Annotated in this window: 14 protein-coding genes and 1 other annotated feature; of the genes, 13 read left to right on the top strand and 1 reads right to left on the bottom strand. The window is 39.0% G+C overall.

What is annotated here, in order from left to right:
- Positions 1 to 35 precede the first annotated feature (35 nt).
- From MHB53_RS24940 to MHB53_RS24990, 11 genes are all read left to right on the top strand, one after another.
- A complete protein-coding gene (locus MHB53_RS24940; RefSeq protein WP_340923810.1) occupies positions 36 to 887 on the top strand; it encodes an AraC family transcriptional regulator in 852 nt (283 codons plus the stop codon).
- Between the two features lie 372 nt (positions 888 to 1259).
- The gene (locus tag MHB53_RS24945; protein ID WP_340923813.1) at positions 1260 to 2144 is read left to right on the top strand and encodes a sugar phosphate isomerase/epimerase family protein; all 885 of its coding nucleotides are present in this window, start codon (positions 1260 to 1262) and stop codon (positions 2142 to 2144) included.
- Positions 2128 to 3273 (top strand): DUF6807 domain-containing protein, encoded by a 1146-nt coding sequence (locus MHB53_RS24950; protein ID WP_340923815.1) that lies wholly within the window; start codon positions 2128 to 2130, stop codon positions 3271 to 3273. The genes MHB53_RS24945 and MHB53_RS24950 overlap by 17 nt, the downstream gene beginning before the upstream one ends.
- 25 nt (positions 3274 to 3298) lie before the next feature.
- Positions 3299 to 5656, top strand: a complete 2358-nt coding sequence (locus MHB53_RS24955) for a glycosyl hydrolase family 95 catalytic domain-containing protein (protein WP_340923818.1) — start codon at positions 3299 to 3301, stop codon at positions 5654 to 5656.
- 291 nt (positions 5657 to 5947) lie between these two features.
- Positions 5948 to 7264: an ABC transporter substrate-binding protein gene (locus MHB53_RS24960; protein ID WP_340923821.1), complete on the top strand. Its 1317-nt coding sequence runs from the start codon at positions 5948 to 5950 to the stop codon at positions 7262 to 7264.
- Between the two features lie 210 nt (positions 7265 to 7474).
- Positions 7475 to 7557 (top strand) — a sequence feature (ribosomal protein L21 leader region).
- A gap of 14 nt (positions 7558 to 7571) precedes the next feature.
- Positions 7572 to 7880 (top strand): 50S ribosomal protein L21, encoded by a 309-nt coding sequence (gene rplU / locus MHB53_RS24965; RefSeq protein ID WP_340923824.1) that lies wholly within the window; start codon positions 7572 to 7574, stop codon positions 7878 to 7880.
- 12 nt (positions 7881 to 7892) lie between these two features.
- Positions 7893 to 8231 carry a ribosomal-processing cysteine protease Prp gene (locus MHB53_RS24970; RefSeq protein ID WP_340923827.1) on the top strand — a complete coding sequence of 113 codons (339 nt, stop codon included), beginning with the start codon at positions 7893 to 7895 and terminating at the stop codon, positions 8229 to 8231.
- Positions 8232 to 8348: 117 nt separating this feature from the next.
- Positions 8349 to 8639 carry a 50S ribosomal protein L27 gene (gene rpmA / locus MHB53_RS24975; RefSeq protein ID WP_340923829.1) on the top strand — a complete coding sequence of 97 codons (291 nt, stop codon included), beginning with the start codon at positions 8349 to 8351 and terminating at the stop codon, positions 8637 to 8639.
- Between the two features lie 176 nt (positions 8640 to 8815).
- A complete protein-coding gene (locus MHB53_RS24980) occupies positions 8816 to 9352 on the top strand; it encodes a Spo0B C-terminal domain-containing protein (protein ID WP_340923831.1) in 537 nt (178 codons plus the stop codon).
- A 33-nt stretch (positions 9353 to 9385) separates the two neighbouring features.
- Positions 9386 to 10678, top strand: a complete 1293-nt coding sequence (obgE, locus tag MHB53_RS24985) for a GTPase ObgE (protein WP_340923834.1) — start codon at positions 9386 to 9388, stop codon at positions 10676 to 10678.
- Between the two features lie 217 nt (positions 10679 to 10895).
- Positions 10896 to 11351, top strand: a complete 456-nt coding sequence (locus MHB53_RS24990) for an ACT domain-containing protein (protein WP_340923837.1) — start codon at positions 10896 to 10898, stop codon at positions 11349 to 11351.
- A gap of 128 nt (positions 11352 to 11479) precedes the next feature.
- Here MHB53_RS24990 and MHB53_RS24995 read toward each other — a convergent pair whose 3' ends face one another.
- Positions 11480 to 12028 carry a transcription repressor NadR gene (locus MHB53_RS24995; RefSeq protein WP_340923840.1) on the bottom strand — a complete coding sequence of 183 codons (549 nt, stop codon included), beginning with the start codon at positions 12026 to 12028 and terminating at the stop codon, positions 11480 to 11482.
- A 205-nt stretch (positions 12029 to 12233) separates the two neighbouring features.
- Between MHB53_RS24995 and safA the strand changes: the two genes are divergently transcribed.
- A complete protein-coding gene (safA, locus tag MHB53_RS25000; RefSeq protein WP_340923843.1) occupies positions 12234 to 13394 on the top strand; it encodes a SafA/ExsA family spore coat assembly protein in 1161 nt (386 codons plus the stop codon).
- Complete coding sequence (locus MHB53_RS25005) at positions 13351 to 14355, top strand: phosphotransferase (protein WP_340923846.1); 1005 nt, start codon at positions 13351 to 13353, stop codon at positions 14353 to 14355. Before safA ends, MHB53_RS25005 begins: the two co-directional genes overlap by 44 nt.
- Positions 14356 to 14360 lie beyond the last annotated feature (5 nt).

Below are 14360 nucleotides of genomic sequence, written 5' to 3' on the forward strand. Positions count from 1 at the left end.
CATTATAAATTGATCGTTTATGGGGGGGAATCTACTTGGATATCGATCTTAGATACAAAGGATTACATGATCCGATCCACATTAGCCATCGCAAGCGAGATACCAAAAATGCAATGCCTAAAAACCATATCCACGTTGATCATTATGAAGTGTATTATTTAATGGCTGGTAAACGAAAGTATTTTATTAAGGATAAAACTTATTATGTTAATCCTGGGTACCTTGTTTTTATCAATAAAGGCGTTCTTCATAGGACATTGCATATTGATGACTACGCACATGAGAGATTATTAATCAATTTTACGGACAAATATTTTGAGGGCGAAAAAAGAACGTTTCCTTCTCTTCTCCAATCTGTTTTTAATCAAACGCTTATCATTCAGCTTAATCGACATGAGCAGCAAGAGTTTGAACATATTTTATTTACGATGATTAAAGAAATTCAAAAAGTGGACGAAGGCTATGAACTATATTTGGAGGCATTGTTATCACAACTCCTCATTTCTTCAGTCCGTTATTTAAATCGGAATAGTGCTCGTAAGCAAGAATGTACCGGAAGTGTCTATCATAAAATAACGGATATTATTCATTACATTAATAAGCATTACCACTCTCATGACCTATCGCTTGATTCTGTTGCAGATCAATTTTTTATTAGTCCTTATTATTTAAGTCGAGTTTTCAAAAAAACAACAGGGTTTACGTATAGTGAATATTTAAATCATGTCCGTATTCTAGAAGCCCAGCGATTATTGCGAGAATCGAACATGAAAGTAATTGAAATTGCAGGAAAAGTAGGATTCAATAGTTTAACTCATTTTGGAAGGGTGTTTAAAAATAATACGCGTTTTGCTCCCTCTACATATCGGAAAGTTCACTACCTTTAATTTAAAAAGTTTCCTTATTTAGACTAAGGGAACTTTTTTTGCATTAAGTGCAAATTATGTTGTGTTTCTCTAATTTCAACAAGAAATGATTAGAAATGGACGGGTGACGCTTTTATAGTAGAGAGAGTGGATGACGTCCATGTTGAAATCATTTGGCCTAAGCTTACTATAAACGAGAATTTGGGCAATTTAATCATGCGTAATCGCCACCACATCCTGGCTTTTATCTCGATGACAGTATAAGGAATCGGTGAAACCGAACATTTTATCCCGAATTTTCTTTAGGGTTTAAGAACCCCAGGTGATTCCACGATGTTTCAGCTTGCTGAAACGAGTTCACTCATAAACAAGTAGAATAGGAGAATGGAACAGATGAAAACTAAATTTGGTTGCTGTCTAGTACTTGGTTCGTTTGTTCCTCAAACAAAAGGAAAGAGAGAAAAGACGAACATAGCGAAACAACTTCAAGTTGAGTTAGCGATGTTAGAGAAAAATGGGTATGAATTCGCGGAACTAACCGTCCAATCCCTTTCACAATTGACAGAAGAGGAGTTTATGGAAACGTTACAGGTGATCCAACAATCATCTCTCAACATACCGGTGTTTAATAGTTTTATTCCTCCTCAGTTGAAGGTGACTGGCCCGAACGTATCAGAAGGTGATTTGGAAAACTTTCTGGATTTAGCGATGAAACGGGTCCAAGCGGCTGGAGGAGAACAAATTATTTTCGGTAGTGGAGCAGCTCGTACAGTCCCGGATGGGTTTTCTAGGGAACGTGGCCAAGAACAAATCAAGCAGTTTTTACGATGCTGTAATGTATATGGTGAGAAATACGGGCTTACCGTTGCCATTGAACCGCTAAATAAAGGAGAAAGCAACATTATCAATACAGTGGAGGAGGCGGTGTTACTAGCGACAGAATTGAACTTACCCCATATCAAAATATTGGCGGATAGTTACCATATGGATATAGAGAAAGAATCGTTCAATATTTTAAGAAAAGCTACAAAAAATGGATGGCTTGCACATGTGCATATTTCTGATCGTGAAAGACGCTTTCCGGGAGAAATGGAGGGCAAAGAATCGATTGATTTTTCGAAGCTTTTTCTTGTTTTGCAGGAGGCAGAGTATCAAGGATTGATTTCTGCAGAATGTAGCTCGTCTTCGATCGCTAAATCGAGCGCTTTATCTCTTCAATTTGTAAAAAATACTTGGTCAAATGTTCAAGGAGGTAAAGTGAATGTCAATTCAGATTAAATTACAAGTAAAAGCGGGAAATCATGATCGAAATTATTGTCCTGTTTCTTTCCAAATATTGAAAGCGCAATCACTAATAAATAATACTATGTTACCTGATGTTCAAATGCATGATGAAAGTGGTAATATGGTAGGCGTTCAATGTACGGAAGAGGCTGATGCGTATGTGATTTATTGGATCATTCAAGATCTACGCGCACATGAAACGATGACCTATACAGTCAGTTTTGGTGGAAATGTCAAATCAAATGCCAAATCAAATGCAAGGAATGTTGAACTTCGTGAAAAGGAAAATCAATTTGATATTGTCATAGATGGACAGTTGGCAACGTCCTTTAACACAGATCCAACGCTAGCCAAGCCTTTCCTTGGCCCAGTTAATGGACCTTATGGGAAAAGCTACACCCGGCTTGATTTTGAGACGACCGAGCACCCACACCATCGTTCGGTATGGCTTGGGATTGGAGATATAAACGGAGTTGATGCTTGGAATGAACCGTCAGGAATATATGGGAAACAAAAAGTCGATTATATTGAAAAAAAGAGCGCCGGTCCAGTTTTTGCGAGCATTGTATCTGAAGCGGAGTGGACGAACTTTAAAGGTCGATCACTCATGCGAGATCGCCGTACGATAACAGTATACAATACACCAGCTCATGCTCGTATTATTGATATGTCGTTTATGTTAAGCGCCGATTACGGACGGGTTGAACTAGGGGCGACAAAGGAGGCTGGTCCGCTAGGTATTCGGGTTGCTGAAACGATGAGCGTGGATAATGGCGGAACAATTGTGAATGCATACGGTTCTGTCGGTGAAGAAGAGTGTTGGGGGAAAAGTGCACCTTGGTGCGACTATCACGGTAATGTAGATGGACATACGCTTGGTATAGCTACGTTTGAAGATCCGAATACAACTGAATTCCCAACCTACTGGCATATTCGCAATTATGGACTCATCGCTCCCAATAATTTATATTTTCAGGGTGGACTGCTACTAGGAAAAGGTGAATCTATTTTCTATAACTATCGAATGTATTTTCATGAAGGAAACACCGAAGAAGCGATGGTTAAGGATCGATATCAAGATTATATTCATCCTCCTAAAGTGGAAATGATAAAAGATGAATAATACTAGAAATGACAGGAACAAATTAATGTTAAACTATCCAGCCTCATGGTGGAAAAACATGTGGAGAGAGGCATTGCCCTCTGGAAATGGGGAGATTGGTGCTGCGGTTTACGGAGGTATTAAAGATGAGACGATTCTTCTAAATCACGAGGAATTATGGCATTTAGGACGAAAGCATGAAGTCCCGGACGTCAGCAACACTCTTGCAGAAACGAGAGAGATGATGTCAAAAGGGGAGTATCAAACAGCAAGCTGGAACTTAACAAATGCCTTAAAAGAAAATGGGTACGACACTCGATTAGCATCTAGACTGCCACTTGGCGCATTGAAGGTAACGATGCCCTGCAGCAACGCCTTTCGGAATTATAACAGAACGCTCAATATGGAAACGGGTGAAGTGACGGTTAAATGGGAAGATGGGGGGAAAACATACGAACGGAACTTATTCGCTTCCAGAGCAGACAATCTTATTGTTTATGAGATTACGTCAGAAAATGCTCGCGTTCAAGGTGGCGTTCAATTAGCTCTCCACGACAGTGAAAGTGGGAAAATATCCGATAAATACCCAGCACTGCCAGAGTCTGTTGAAATTATAGCAAACGCACCATATTTCTATTATGCCGCCAAAAACGACGATGGAACTGATTTTGGAGCTGTTCTCCGTGTCATTCCGACTGGGGGGCAAATAATAAATGAATGTGGACGCATTCATTTTACAGATGCAGAAAAAGTGCTTATTTTAGTAAAAGTATTCATCAAAAGTCAACGAGAGAAAGAATGGCATCGGTTGAAAAACGAGTTAATCAATATTGAGCTAAATTATGAGCAACTTCTAATCCGTCATGCTGAAATTCATGGTAATCTATATCGTTCTTCGGTTATTGAATTAGAGGATGCTGACGAGCCGCTTTCTAATGAAGAGCTACTTCTTAAAGCGTATAAAGGGGAAGCACCGACTTCATTAGTTGAAAAGATGTGGGCGTATGGAAGATATTTATTTATTTCCGGTACGAGGCCAGAAGGTCAGCCTATGGGCTTATATGGATTATGGTTTGGTGATTATCGATTAATGTGGGGTCATAATATGGCCAATGAAAATATTCAAATGATGTATTGGCATGCTAACGTCGGCGGATTGATTGAGTTTGTTCCCGCCTTGTTCGATTATTATGATCAGATGATGGATGATTTCAGAAATAATGCTCAAAAACTATATGGTTGCCGTGGAATTTTTATTCCTGCTGGAACTACTCCTGGGATTGGGGTTCCAAATCAAGTCGTTCCCGTCATTATGAACTGGACGGGAGCAGCGGGTTGGTTAGCAAAACATTTTTATGACTATTATTTGTTTACCGGTGACGAAACGTTTTTAAAGGAGAAGGTGTTGCCCTTTATGCGTGAGGCTGCATTGTTTTACGAAGATTTTCTGGTGCTTGGTGATGATGGAAGTTACAAAATGTATCCTTCCGTTTCGCCCGAAAATACACCAGAAAATTATATGCCAAAAGATGGGCAACAACTAGCACACCCAATGCCGACAACGATAAATGCAACTGTCGATTTCGCGATTATAAAGGAATTATTTAGCCAATTAATTGAAGGAAATCAAATCGTTGGTGAAGATTTGAAAGAGATAGAGCAATGGGAAAAGATGTTGCAAAGAATTCCGCCATACCAAGTGAATGAAGATGGAGCGATTCGAGAATGGATGCACCCTGATTTTGACGATCGATATGATCATCGTCATATGTCACATATTTATCCAATCTTCCCTGGTCAAGAATTTACGCGAGAAGAAGATCCTGAGTTGTTTGCAGCTTTTGATAAGGCTGTTAAAAAACGGCTAATCGGGGCACAAACAGGATGGTCGCTCGTCCATATGGCCGCGATTTATGCGCGTCTTGGCGATGGAGATAAATCGCTTGAATGCTTAGATATTTTAGCCCGATCCTGTATATTAAATAATTTTTTTACACTACACAATGATTGGCGTGATATGGGTATTTGTATGAATTCACAGACTGCTCCTGTTCAATTGGATGCAAATATAGGGTGGATTAACGCTGTCCAAGAAATGCTCATTTATGTTTCTCCATCGCTCGTTAAATTGTTGCCGGCTGTTCCATCGAAATGGAAACGAGGAAAAGTTCGCAACATGCGTTTTACGACTGGGAAAATATCATTCTCCTGGGATTATGAAGTTGGACAATTTTCTGGGAAGCTAGAGGCTGAGCGTGAAACAGAAATAACATTGATGATGCCGAAATTTTGCGAATATTATTATTTATCAGATGATTGCACCTTTGATAAATCGTCCGTAGCCTTCAATTGCTATGATATTAAGATGAGGCCGGGAGAGGCGCTGTCATTCCATTCCAAATAATGTTGTGAAGGAAGGCGGTGCCGCTAAATTTATAATGTCTGAAAGTGAGTGTTCAAAAGGAGGATAAAAAGGACTGGGCCAAGAAGTTCAAAGCGGCGTAGCTTTGAGTTACGGACTTGTACAGGAAGTACTGACTTCCGTGTTGCCCACAGGACGTGGCGGTTTTAAGGGAAGTTCCTCCTGCTTTTAATACTAACGAAGAAATTCGCCGTGTCATTTTTACCGGATTTTTTTTACATCCTCTAAAAGGGATAACTTTCAAATTCCACTTGAAATGAAGGAGGCAAAATAATGGCTAAGGCGATGAAAAAATTCATCTTTCCCCTGTTCTTAATTTTTTTCCTAGTAGCATGTAATTCAGAGGATGTGGTAAAGGATACTAAAAAAGAAGTAGAAGAAGTAAAACAAGAGGCGGTTACATTATTAATGATGACACACTGGGAGGATGAAGTATTTAAGCGCAATTTTAAAGAACCTATCGAGGCACAATACGAGAATATTACATTGGAGCATGTTCAGGCCCGCTCATCAGAAATAGAGGAATTATTCGCTAAGAAAGTCTTTCCGGATATTATTATGACGAGTGAACTTGAATTTTATAATGAGATGGAGTTCCTAATGGATTTAAACCCGTTAATTGAGCAATCTGGTTTCGATCTAAACACTTTGGAACCGAATATATTAGAGTATTTAAAAAGTATATCCAAAGAGGGAGAAGTAAATGGTCTTCCTTTCGTACGTCCTGAATATGCCTTGGTTTATAACCCAGATGTTTTTGATTTATTTGGAGTTGATTACCCGACTGATGGGATGACTTGGGAGGAAGTTATCGCTCTTGCTCCACAAGTCACAGGGGAAGCGAATGGGAAAATGTATCTCGGTCTTCATCCCGGAGAATATGATTTTATGCTTTGGCAAGTACCGGGGTCGCGGCTCATTGATCCTGTCACACATAAGCCCAATATAAAAGGGAATGAAGCATTCGAGATGTATCTTAAGTCATTACAAGAGATTTACGCCATTCCTGGTTCCCAACCAAATTTTGATGACTTTAAAACGACAGAGGAAGTATTCACCTATAGACCTGTTAAGTTTATGCAAAGAGGAAATGTTGCAATGGTTGTGGACCGAGGTTTTCCTCGTTCCTACGCAGGTTCAGATATTAACTTTGACTTTGTTACCTATCCTGTTTGGGGTGGGGAGCATGGGGAATATGCGCCGAACGAACCAGGGAATGGTTTCGTTGTAACGACGAAAACGGAGCATCCCAAGGAAGCGTTTCAAGTCGTGTCTCATTTTTTAAGTGAAGATTACCAAAAATGGCAATCCGCTGTCGAAGGTAATGTGACCGCTCTCGTTTCGGAAGACGTCCGCGAAGCGTTTTTTACTGAACATGAAGCGTATGAAGTATTGCAAGAAAAAAACTTGCAGGCAATGTTCAAGTTAGAACCTGCGCCTATTAAAGGTATATCTCCGTATGAAAGTGAAATATTGGAAGGTATTGATTTTAAAAAGGCACTATTTGAAGGGGAAGATGTGAATACAATTATTCGGGAAATGCAAGAGCAGGCAGAGGCCAATTACAAAGATGTTATCTCACGAAAATAAAATAGGCAAACGAATAAATAAGGAAAAAAGATCATCTTGGGAGGATGTAACTTGTAAAAAAGATCTCATCAAAGTTATGTGTAGGACTCGCTGATAAAAAGCTAGTCCTCATTTTTTTATTTTAAAAGTATTCGGTATTGGCATGTTTACTATTAAATGAAGTTGACAATATACATCTAACATGATAATATTTTTATGTTAGATGTAGCACCCGTGCTACAACCGCGCAAGATGGGTTTATAAGATTTTGTCTTCGGACGAAGCACCTTACCTTGGCGAGTCTGAGTCTATTAAGGAGGTGCAATATATGTACGCAATCATTGAAACTGGTGGAAAACAAATTAAAGTTGAAGAAGGCCAGGCAATTTACATTGAAAAATTGGATGCAGTTGAAGGTGATTCTTTCACTTTTGATAAAGTTCTTTTTGTTGGTGGAGAAGACGTGAAAGTGGGCAGCCCTTTTGTTGAAGGAGCTTCTGTCTCAGCTAAAGTTGAAAAACAAGGCCGTCAAAAGAAACTCGTTGTATTCAAATACAAAGCGAAGAAAAACTATCATAAAAAACAAGGGCATCGTCAGCCTTACACAAAAGTAGTCGTTGAAAAAATCAACGCATAATGTGGTGATCCTATGATTAAAGTTCACGTAACTAGGAAAGATGATGGGAAAATATCTTCATTTACGATGAAAGGTCATGCAGATTTTGCCGAACAAGGACAAGATATCGTTTGTGCAGGTGCATCTGCCGTAGCTTTTGGAAGTATTAATTCTGTGTTTGCCTTAACAGGGATAGAACCGGAAATAGAACAATCTGAAGGCGGCTATCTAAAATGTATACTACCCAATCAGCTTGATGAAGAATCTTCTGTAAAAGCTCAGCTTTTGCTGGAAGGTATGGTCATATCCTTACAAACAATTGAACGAGATTATCAAAAATATATTCAAGTGCGTGTTCAAAAAGGAGAATAAAAGGCTGAGATGTTCTAGTAACGTATGCTTTTAATGCGTGAGGAGTGGAGCCGCTTTTTTATTGGACTTTTTGAACATCCTTTACAAGTTATTTTACAAAAATAGGAGGTGGAACACATGCTAAGATTAGATCTTCAGTTTTTCGCATCGAAAAAAGGAGTAGGATCTACTAGAAATGGACGTGATTCACAATCTAAACGTTTAGGTGCTAAACGTGCAGATGGTCAGTTTGTTTCTGGTGGTTCAATTCTTTTCCGTCAACGCGGAACTAAAATTTATCCAGGTGAAAACGTGGGACGTGGCGGTGACGACACACTTTATTCTAAAATTGATGGCGTAGTACGTTTCGAACGTCTAGGTCGCGATAAGAAAAAAGTAAGTGTATATCCACAAGCTCAAGAAGCTTAATCCCCGAGACACTAAAGAATCTCGGTCATAATATGTGATCTGTATTCTATAGGTCTAAAGCTCTAACCTTAATTGGTTGGGGCTTTTTTTATTGATTCTTCATCCAGCAAATTACATCTGCCTAAATTTCTGTTATACTGTATAGATGATGGAAGATGGACTGAGAGGATATAATAATGAGTGATAAGTGGAGCATAATCGAGGTACTCCAACATGTACGCCACGACTGGCTTAACAGGCTTCAGCTAATTAAAGGAAATATTTCTTTAGGGAAAACAGAGCAAGCAGAGCGTATCATGGACGAAATTGTACTGAATATGAAACAAGAAACTAGACTTACAAATCTAAAATTACCTGAATTCGCAATTATGCTGCTAACACATAATTGGGAAGGGTATGCGTTCCACATGGAATATGAAATTCTTGATGAGCGTGGAACATTGCCACTGGATGATAAAAGATTAACAAGTTGGTTAAGCTTATTTTTTAATAAATTGAATCAATCTTTTCATCCAATTCATGATAATTACCTATTTTTAACTGTAGAAACAAAATGTGAAGAAATTCGTTTTCATTTTCAATTAAGTGGAATAATAGAGAATGTTGATGAGTTAGAGCAGTGGCTTACATATAATAAGGGCTATCCTAATAAAATTTCCTTAAACAAGATAGATGATATGGAAATAATGATAGTGGCGATATTTACATTGTGATAAGGTTACGGCTCAGAATGGAGTGAAGTGCATATGTTTGTCGATCAGGTCAGTGTGTTTGTTAAAGGTGGAGATGGCGGTAACGGGATGGTTGCATTCCGCCGTGAAAAATATGTTTCAATGGGTGGCCCCGCAGGTGGGGATGGAGGTAAAGGTGCGAGCGTCATTTTTGAAGTAGACGAAGGCTTACGCACATTGATGGATTTTCGTTACCAACGTCACTTTAAAGCACAGCGTGGAGAACACGGTATGTCAAAAAGTCAACATGGAAAAGGTGCAACAGATCTCCTATTAAAAGTGCCACCGGGAACAGTAGTATCTGATGAAGATACAAAAGAGGTCATAGCAGATTTAGTTGAACATGGACAACGTGCTGTAATTGCGAAAGGTGGTCGAGGTGGTAGAGGTAATTTACGATTCGCTACACCTGCCAACCCTGCGCCGGAAATTGCGGAGAATGGTGAGCCAGGGCAAGAAAGGAATATCGTTCTTGAGCTGAAAGTGCTTGCGGATGTTGGACTCGTAGGCTTTCCAAGTGTTGGGAAATCAACATTGCTTTCTGTCGTATCCTCTGCGAAGCCCAAAATTGCTGAGTACCACTTTACGACAATTGTACCTAATCTCGGCGTCGTAGAAACAGAAGATAATAGGAGCTTTGTTATAGCGGATTTACCTGGACTTATTGAGGGTGCACATGAAGGAATTGGTTTAGGTCATCAGTTTTTGCGTCATATTGAAAGAACGAGGGTAATCGTTCATGTTATAGATATGTCGGGTATGGAGGGAAGAGACCCGATTGAAGATTTTGAGACGATCAACCGAGAGTTAGAAGAATATAATTTACGTTTGTTAGAAAGGCCACAAATTATTGTAGCGAATAAAATGGACATGCCAGAAGCGCAAGAAAATTTACAGGTGTTTAAAGAAAAAATAGCGGGAGATTATCCCATTTTTCCTATCTCAGCTGTTACGAGGCAAGGTCTTCGCGAGCTCTTATTTGAAATTGCTGATCAAATTGAAAAAACACCAGAGTTTCCTCTTGTGGAGGAGCAATTGGAAGATGATACAATTAATCGCGTGATTTATCGACATGAAAATGAAGGTGATCAATTTATCATTACGCGAGAACCTGATGGTAGTTTTGTTGTAAGTGGCGAACAATTGGAGCGACTCTTTAAGATGACTGATTTTTCCCGTGATGAATCAGTACGTCGTTTTTCACGCCAGTTGAGATCGATGGGTGTAGATGAAAGATTGCGTCAGCGTGGCGCAAAAGATGGAGATACAGTAAAATTGTTTGATTACGAGTTTGAGTTTCTAGATTAGTTCTTCTTACGTCTAACGTCATCCATTTTGCATCTATGTGATGTGTATTTTAAGCGTATATATTTATACATCATTTATTATGCGGATAAACAAGGCGCTGACAGTTTTCTTAAAGATGTGTAAGTTTATAGAGATACAGTTGAAAAAAGCTTCTCTGTGTCTAACTACTATAGCGCCTATCGTGTGCTTCCGCTTTTCTTAGTTGGGGGAGGGTATTGTGAGTAATAAAGAAAAAAATAATAAGTTTTTTTTGGTGAGAGAAGATGTTTTGCCAGAAGCAATGAAGAAAACGTTGGAAGCGAAAGAATTGATTGATCATGGAAAGTCCGACTCTGTATGGGATGCAGTCCAACAAGTAGACTTAAGTCGAAGCGCCTTTTATAAATATAGAGATACCGTTTTTCCTTTTCATAAGATTGTAAAGGAAAAAATTATCTCTTTGTTTTTTTACCTGGAAGATCAACCGGGAGCACTGTCAAAACTGCTTGGCATTGTAGCGGTTAATTCATGTAACTTACTAACTATTCATCAAACGATTCCATTGCAAGGAAGAGCGAATGTGACCCTTACTCTAGATGTAGCTGATATGACGATAGACCTCGATGAATTGCTAATTAAACTGCGTAGGTTAGAATTTGTTGATCGGGTGGATGTGTTGAGTTCTGGTGGATGATCTGGGTGGAAGAACTATTCTCTCTGGAAATAAGTAATGACGAATGCTAAGAACCATAAGGTCACATAGACTAACTCCCATCGCGTGGCTTATAAAAAGCTGAAGTGCATTCGTGCACTTCAGCTTTTTTAGTTTTCCTCAATTAGAATACCTGCTGTTTTTAAGTGTTGTTCAGCTTGGTGAATTGTTTTTTCACTTGTAGCGGTAAGTGTATGAAGGTGGAAGCCTGATGTTAGATCAGATAATAAGGCTGCGTTGGTTGTCTTGATTTGTTCGAGGAAGGCTTGTACTTCTTGCCTATTTGAAACCATTATTGATGCAGTTAAATCTCCATAGACAGGATGTTCGACCTTTACATCTTTTACGGTTACACCTAAATCAACGATAATATTCAATTCTTCTTCCGCCTGATTACGTTGATGAAAACAAGCGATGGTTTTTTCGAAAAACTTATTAGTTTCGGGGGTTGGCATATACATATAACCTTGACTTGTAGCAATAATTGGTTCATTTCTAGCTTTTAAAAGAGTTATATCTCCAACGATAACTTGCCGACTAACATGTGTGTGTTTAGCGAGCATGCTTCCGGTAATAGGACTCTGACTTTCTTTAAGAAGTTTCAATATCCATTCTCTTCTTTCTTCACCTAACAGTTTTTTTTCAGATTCTGTACCCATTCTTTCATTCCTCCAATCACATCAAATATTCACATACTTGAATTTTAACATACATTATGGAGTCAGGTTCTCTTTTGTGTTTCGTATAAATAGGCTTGTTTCAGCATATTTGTATCACATGGATCATAAGTTTTTGAGAAGAATGTTAGCATTTTGCCTATATGTTCATACACTATATGGACTTATGCCTGAGGAGGGAAATAGAGTGAAGATCCATATCGTGCAAAAAGGTGATACGCTTTGGAAAATCGCCCAGAAATATGGTGTAGATTTCGAAGAGCTTAAGAAAATGAACGCACAGCTCTCCAATCCAGAAATGGTGATGCCTGGAATGAAAATTAAAGTGCCTGTAGGAAACGTGGCGCCGAAAAAGGAAATGCCTCAAGTGCCTCACGGGGTGCACAAAGAAATGCCAAAAATGGAGCACCCTTTTGTGCAGCACAAAGAGGTACCGAAACAAGTAGTAAAACCGCCGAAAGAAATTAAAAAGGAAATACCGAAAGAACATCCACACACAATTTATCAGCCGGTGATGCCACAAATGCCACAGGCGCAAGCACTATCTGAAATTGATATTAATAATTACTACATGATGAACATGAGTCAATTACAAGCACAAGTACAGCAACCACTCGCACAGCAACCTATCGTTAAGCATGAGAAGGAAGAAGAATCACCAGTAATGCCAGAGATGCCTAATCAAGATTATTGTTACCCAATGCCACCTGTTATGCCAACTTGTGATCCTTGCTATCCCTATCATCAACCTCAACATATGCATCCACAACAATGGATGCCGCAACCACAAGTACAGGGAATGATGATGCATCCACACCAATGGATGCCGCAACCACAAGTACAGGGAATGATGATGCAACCACAACAATGGATGCCGCAACCACAAATGCAGGGAATGATGATGCATCCACAACAATGGATGCCGCAACCACAAGTGCAGGGAACAATGATGCAACCACAACAAGGGATGCATCCGCAGCAGCAACAGCCAGCCGGATTGCCTGGAATGGCGGATATGCATTATCCAGAAACAGGGCAGCATTGGGATGATGAGTCATCAAATTATCCGCAAATGGGAATGAATCAATACCCCGCACATGGTAAGGTGCAACCAGCATCCTACGGTCCAATGCCGGGTTATGCACCATCCCAGCAACCTGGAGGATATCCAATGCCTCCTGCCCATGGAGACTGCGGATGTGGGCCTCAACCGTATTCAAATGCAGGGCATCACATGCCTATGCCACGTCAGATGTACCCACCATATTCATATGGCCCAGTTATGCCTGAAGGTGCTGGAACATATGCAATCCCAGCAACAGATGATTATGAGGAAGATGATGAATAAACATGCAAAGTTGAAGAGAGACGGATTTTCTAACCGTCTCCTTCTTTTTATTAAAAAAAACGTAAATTCATCATTTACACGGATAAAACAAATAAAAGTAGGAGTTTGGTTGCTTTCGGGAAAGAATAAAGCATGGATAGTGAAAGAGTTCTCTTCTCTAGAAAAACTTGAATTGCAAATGGCATTTACAGCGGCACTAGCGGAACATGCATTTTATAGAAGCTATACTTTTTATCCAAAGCCTCTGATCATGGAAAATCGTAAACTAGCCCTTATCCAATATATTAAGCCGAAAAAGGGAGATGACTTTAACTACCAATCATCTAAAAATATAAAGGAAGCCCTTATATTGTTGGGGAAATTTCATGGTGTAACAAGTCAAATTGCATCCTCATTTAAAGATATACCACAATTTAATCAAATTATTAAATGGAAAAGAAGACTAAATGATTTTAATGAATTAATAAATCAGCATAAAGAAACGTATTATTACCCGACATTACAAAATTTATCGTATACAGGTGAATGGGCACTAGAGCGAATGAAGAATAATGCATCTTATTTTACGCAGGAACCGCACTGTATTATCCATGGTGATGTGGCTGACCACAATTTTATTAGAGATGTAAAAGGTAATTTGAATCTAATAGATTTTGATTTAATTGCAATAGCTCCGTCTTCTATCGATTTACTACAGTTTTGCAATCGGATTTTACCATCGCTAAAGTGGAAGGAAGATGCATTGTTTAGATTTCCCCAACTACTACCATATCGTGAAAACAAATCTTTTTTAACTGCACTCATATATCCAACAGATATTTTTCGAGAGTGGAATCAATTCTTTAAGCGAAATAAGGGAAAGCATGCAGATACACATTATATGGAAAATATGACCTTTCACTTTTTAAGAGAAAGAATGGAATTCTATAAAACGATTATGAAAAAAGTTGATACTCTATAAAAGAT

The sequence above is a fragment of the Bacillus sp. FSL K6-3431 genome, from assembly GCF_038002605.1.
Classification (GTDB): Bacteria; Bacillota; Bacilli; order Bacillales; family Bacillaceae_C; genus Lederbergia.

Excerpts from the sequence above, each read along its gene's own strand:
- MHB53_RS25005 (WP_340923846.1), top strand. The coding sequence starts at position 13,351 with ATGCAATCCCAGCAACAGATGATTATGAGGAAGATGATGAATAAACAT.
- MHB53_RS24945 (WP_340923813.1), top strand. The coding sequence starts at position 1,260 with ATGAAAACTAAATTTGGTTGCTGTCTAGTACTTGGTTCGTTTGTTCCT.
- MHB53_RS24950 (WP_340923815.1), top strand. The coding sequence starts at position 2,128 with ATGTCAATTCAGATTAAATTACAAGTAAAAGCGGGAAATCATGATCGA.
- MHB53_RS24955 (WP_340923818.1), top strand. The coding sequence starts at position 3,299 with ATGTTAAACTATCCAGCCTCATGGTGGAAAAACATGTGGAGAGAGGCA.
- MHB53_RS24980 (WP_340923831.1), top strand. The coding sequence starts at position 8,816 with ATGAGTGATAAGTGGAGCATAATCGAGGTACTCCAACATGTACGCCAC.
- MHB53_RS24995 (WP_340923840.1), bottom strand. The coding sequence starts at position 12,028 with ATGGGTACAGAATCTGAAAAAAAACTGTTAGGTGAAGAAAGAAGAGAA.
- MHB53_RS24960 (WP_340923821.1), top strand. The coding sequence starts at position 5,948 with ATGGCTAAGGCGATGAAAAAATTCATCTTTCCCCTGTTCTTAATTTTT.
- obgE (WP_340923834.1), top strand. The coding sequence starts at position 9,386 with ATGTTTGTCGATCAGGTCAGTGTGTTTGTTAAAGGTGGAGATGGCGGT.
- MHB53_RS24970 (WP_340923827.1), top strand. The coding sequence starts at position 7,893 with ATGATTAAAGTTCACGTAACTAGGAAAGATGATGGGAAAATATCTTCA.
- rplU (WP_340923824.1), top strand. The coding sequence starts at position 7,572 with ATGTACGCAATCATTGAAACTGGTGGAAAACAAATTAAAGTTGAAGAA.
- rpmA (WP_340923829.1), top strand. The coding sequence starts at position 8,349 with ATGCTAAGATTAGATCTTCAGTTTTTCGCATCGAAAAAAGGAGTAGGA.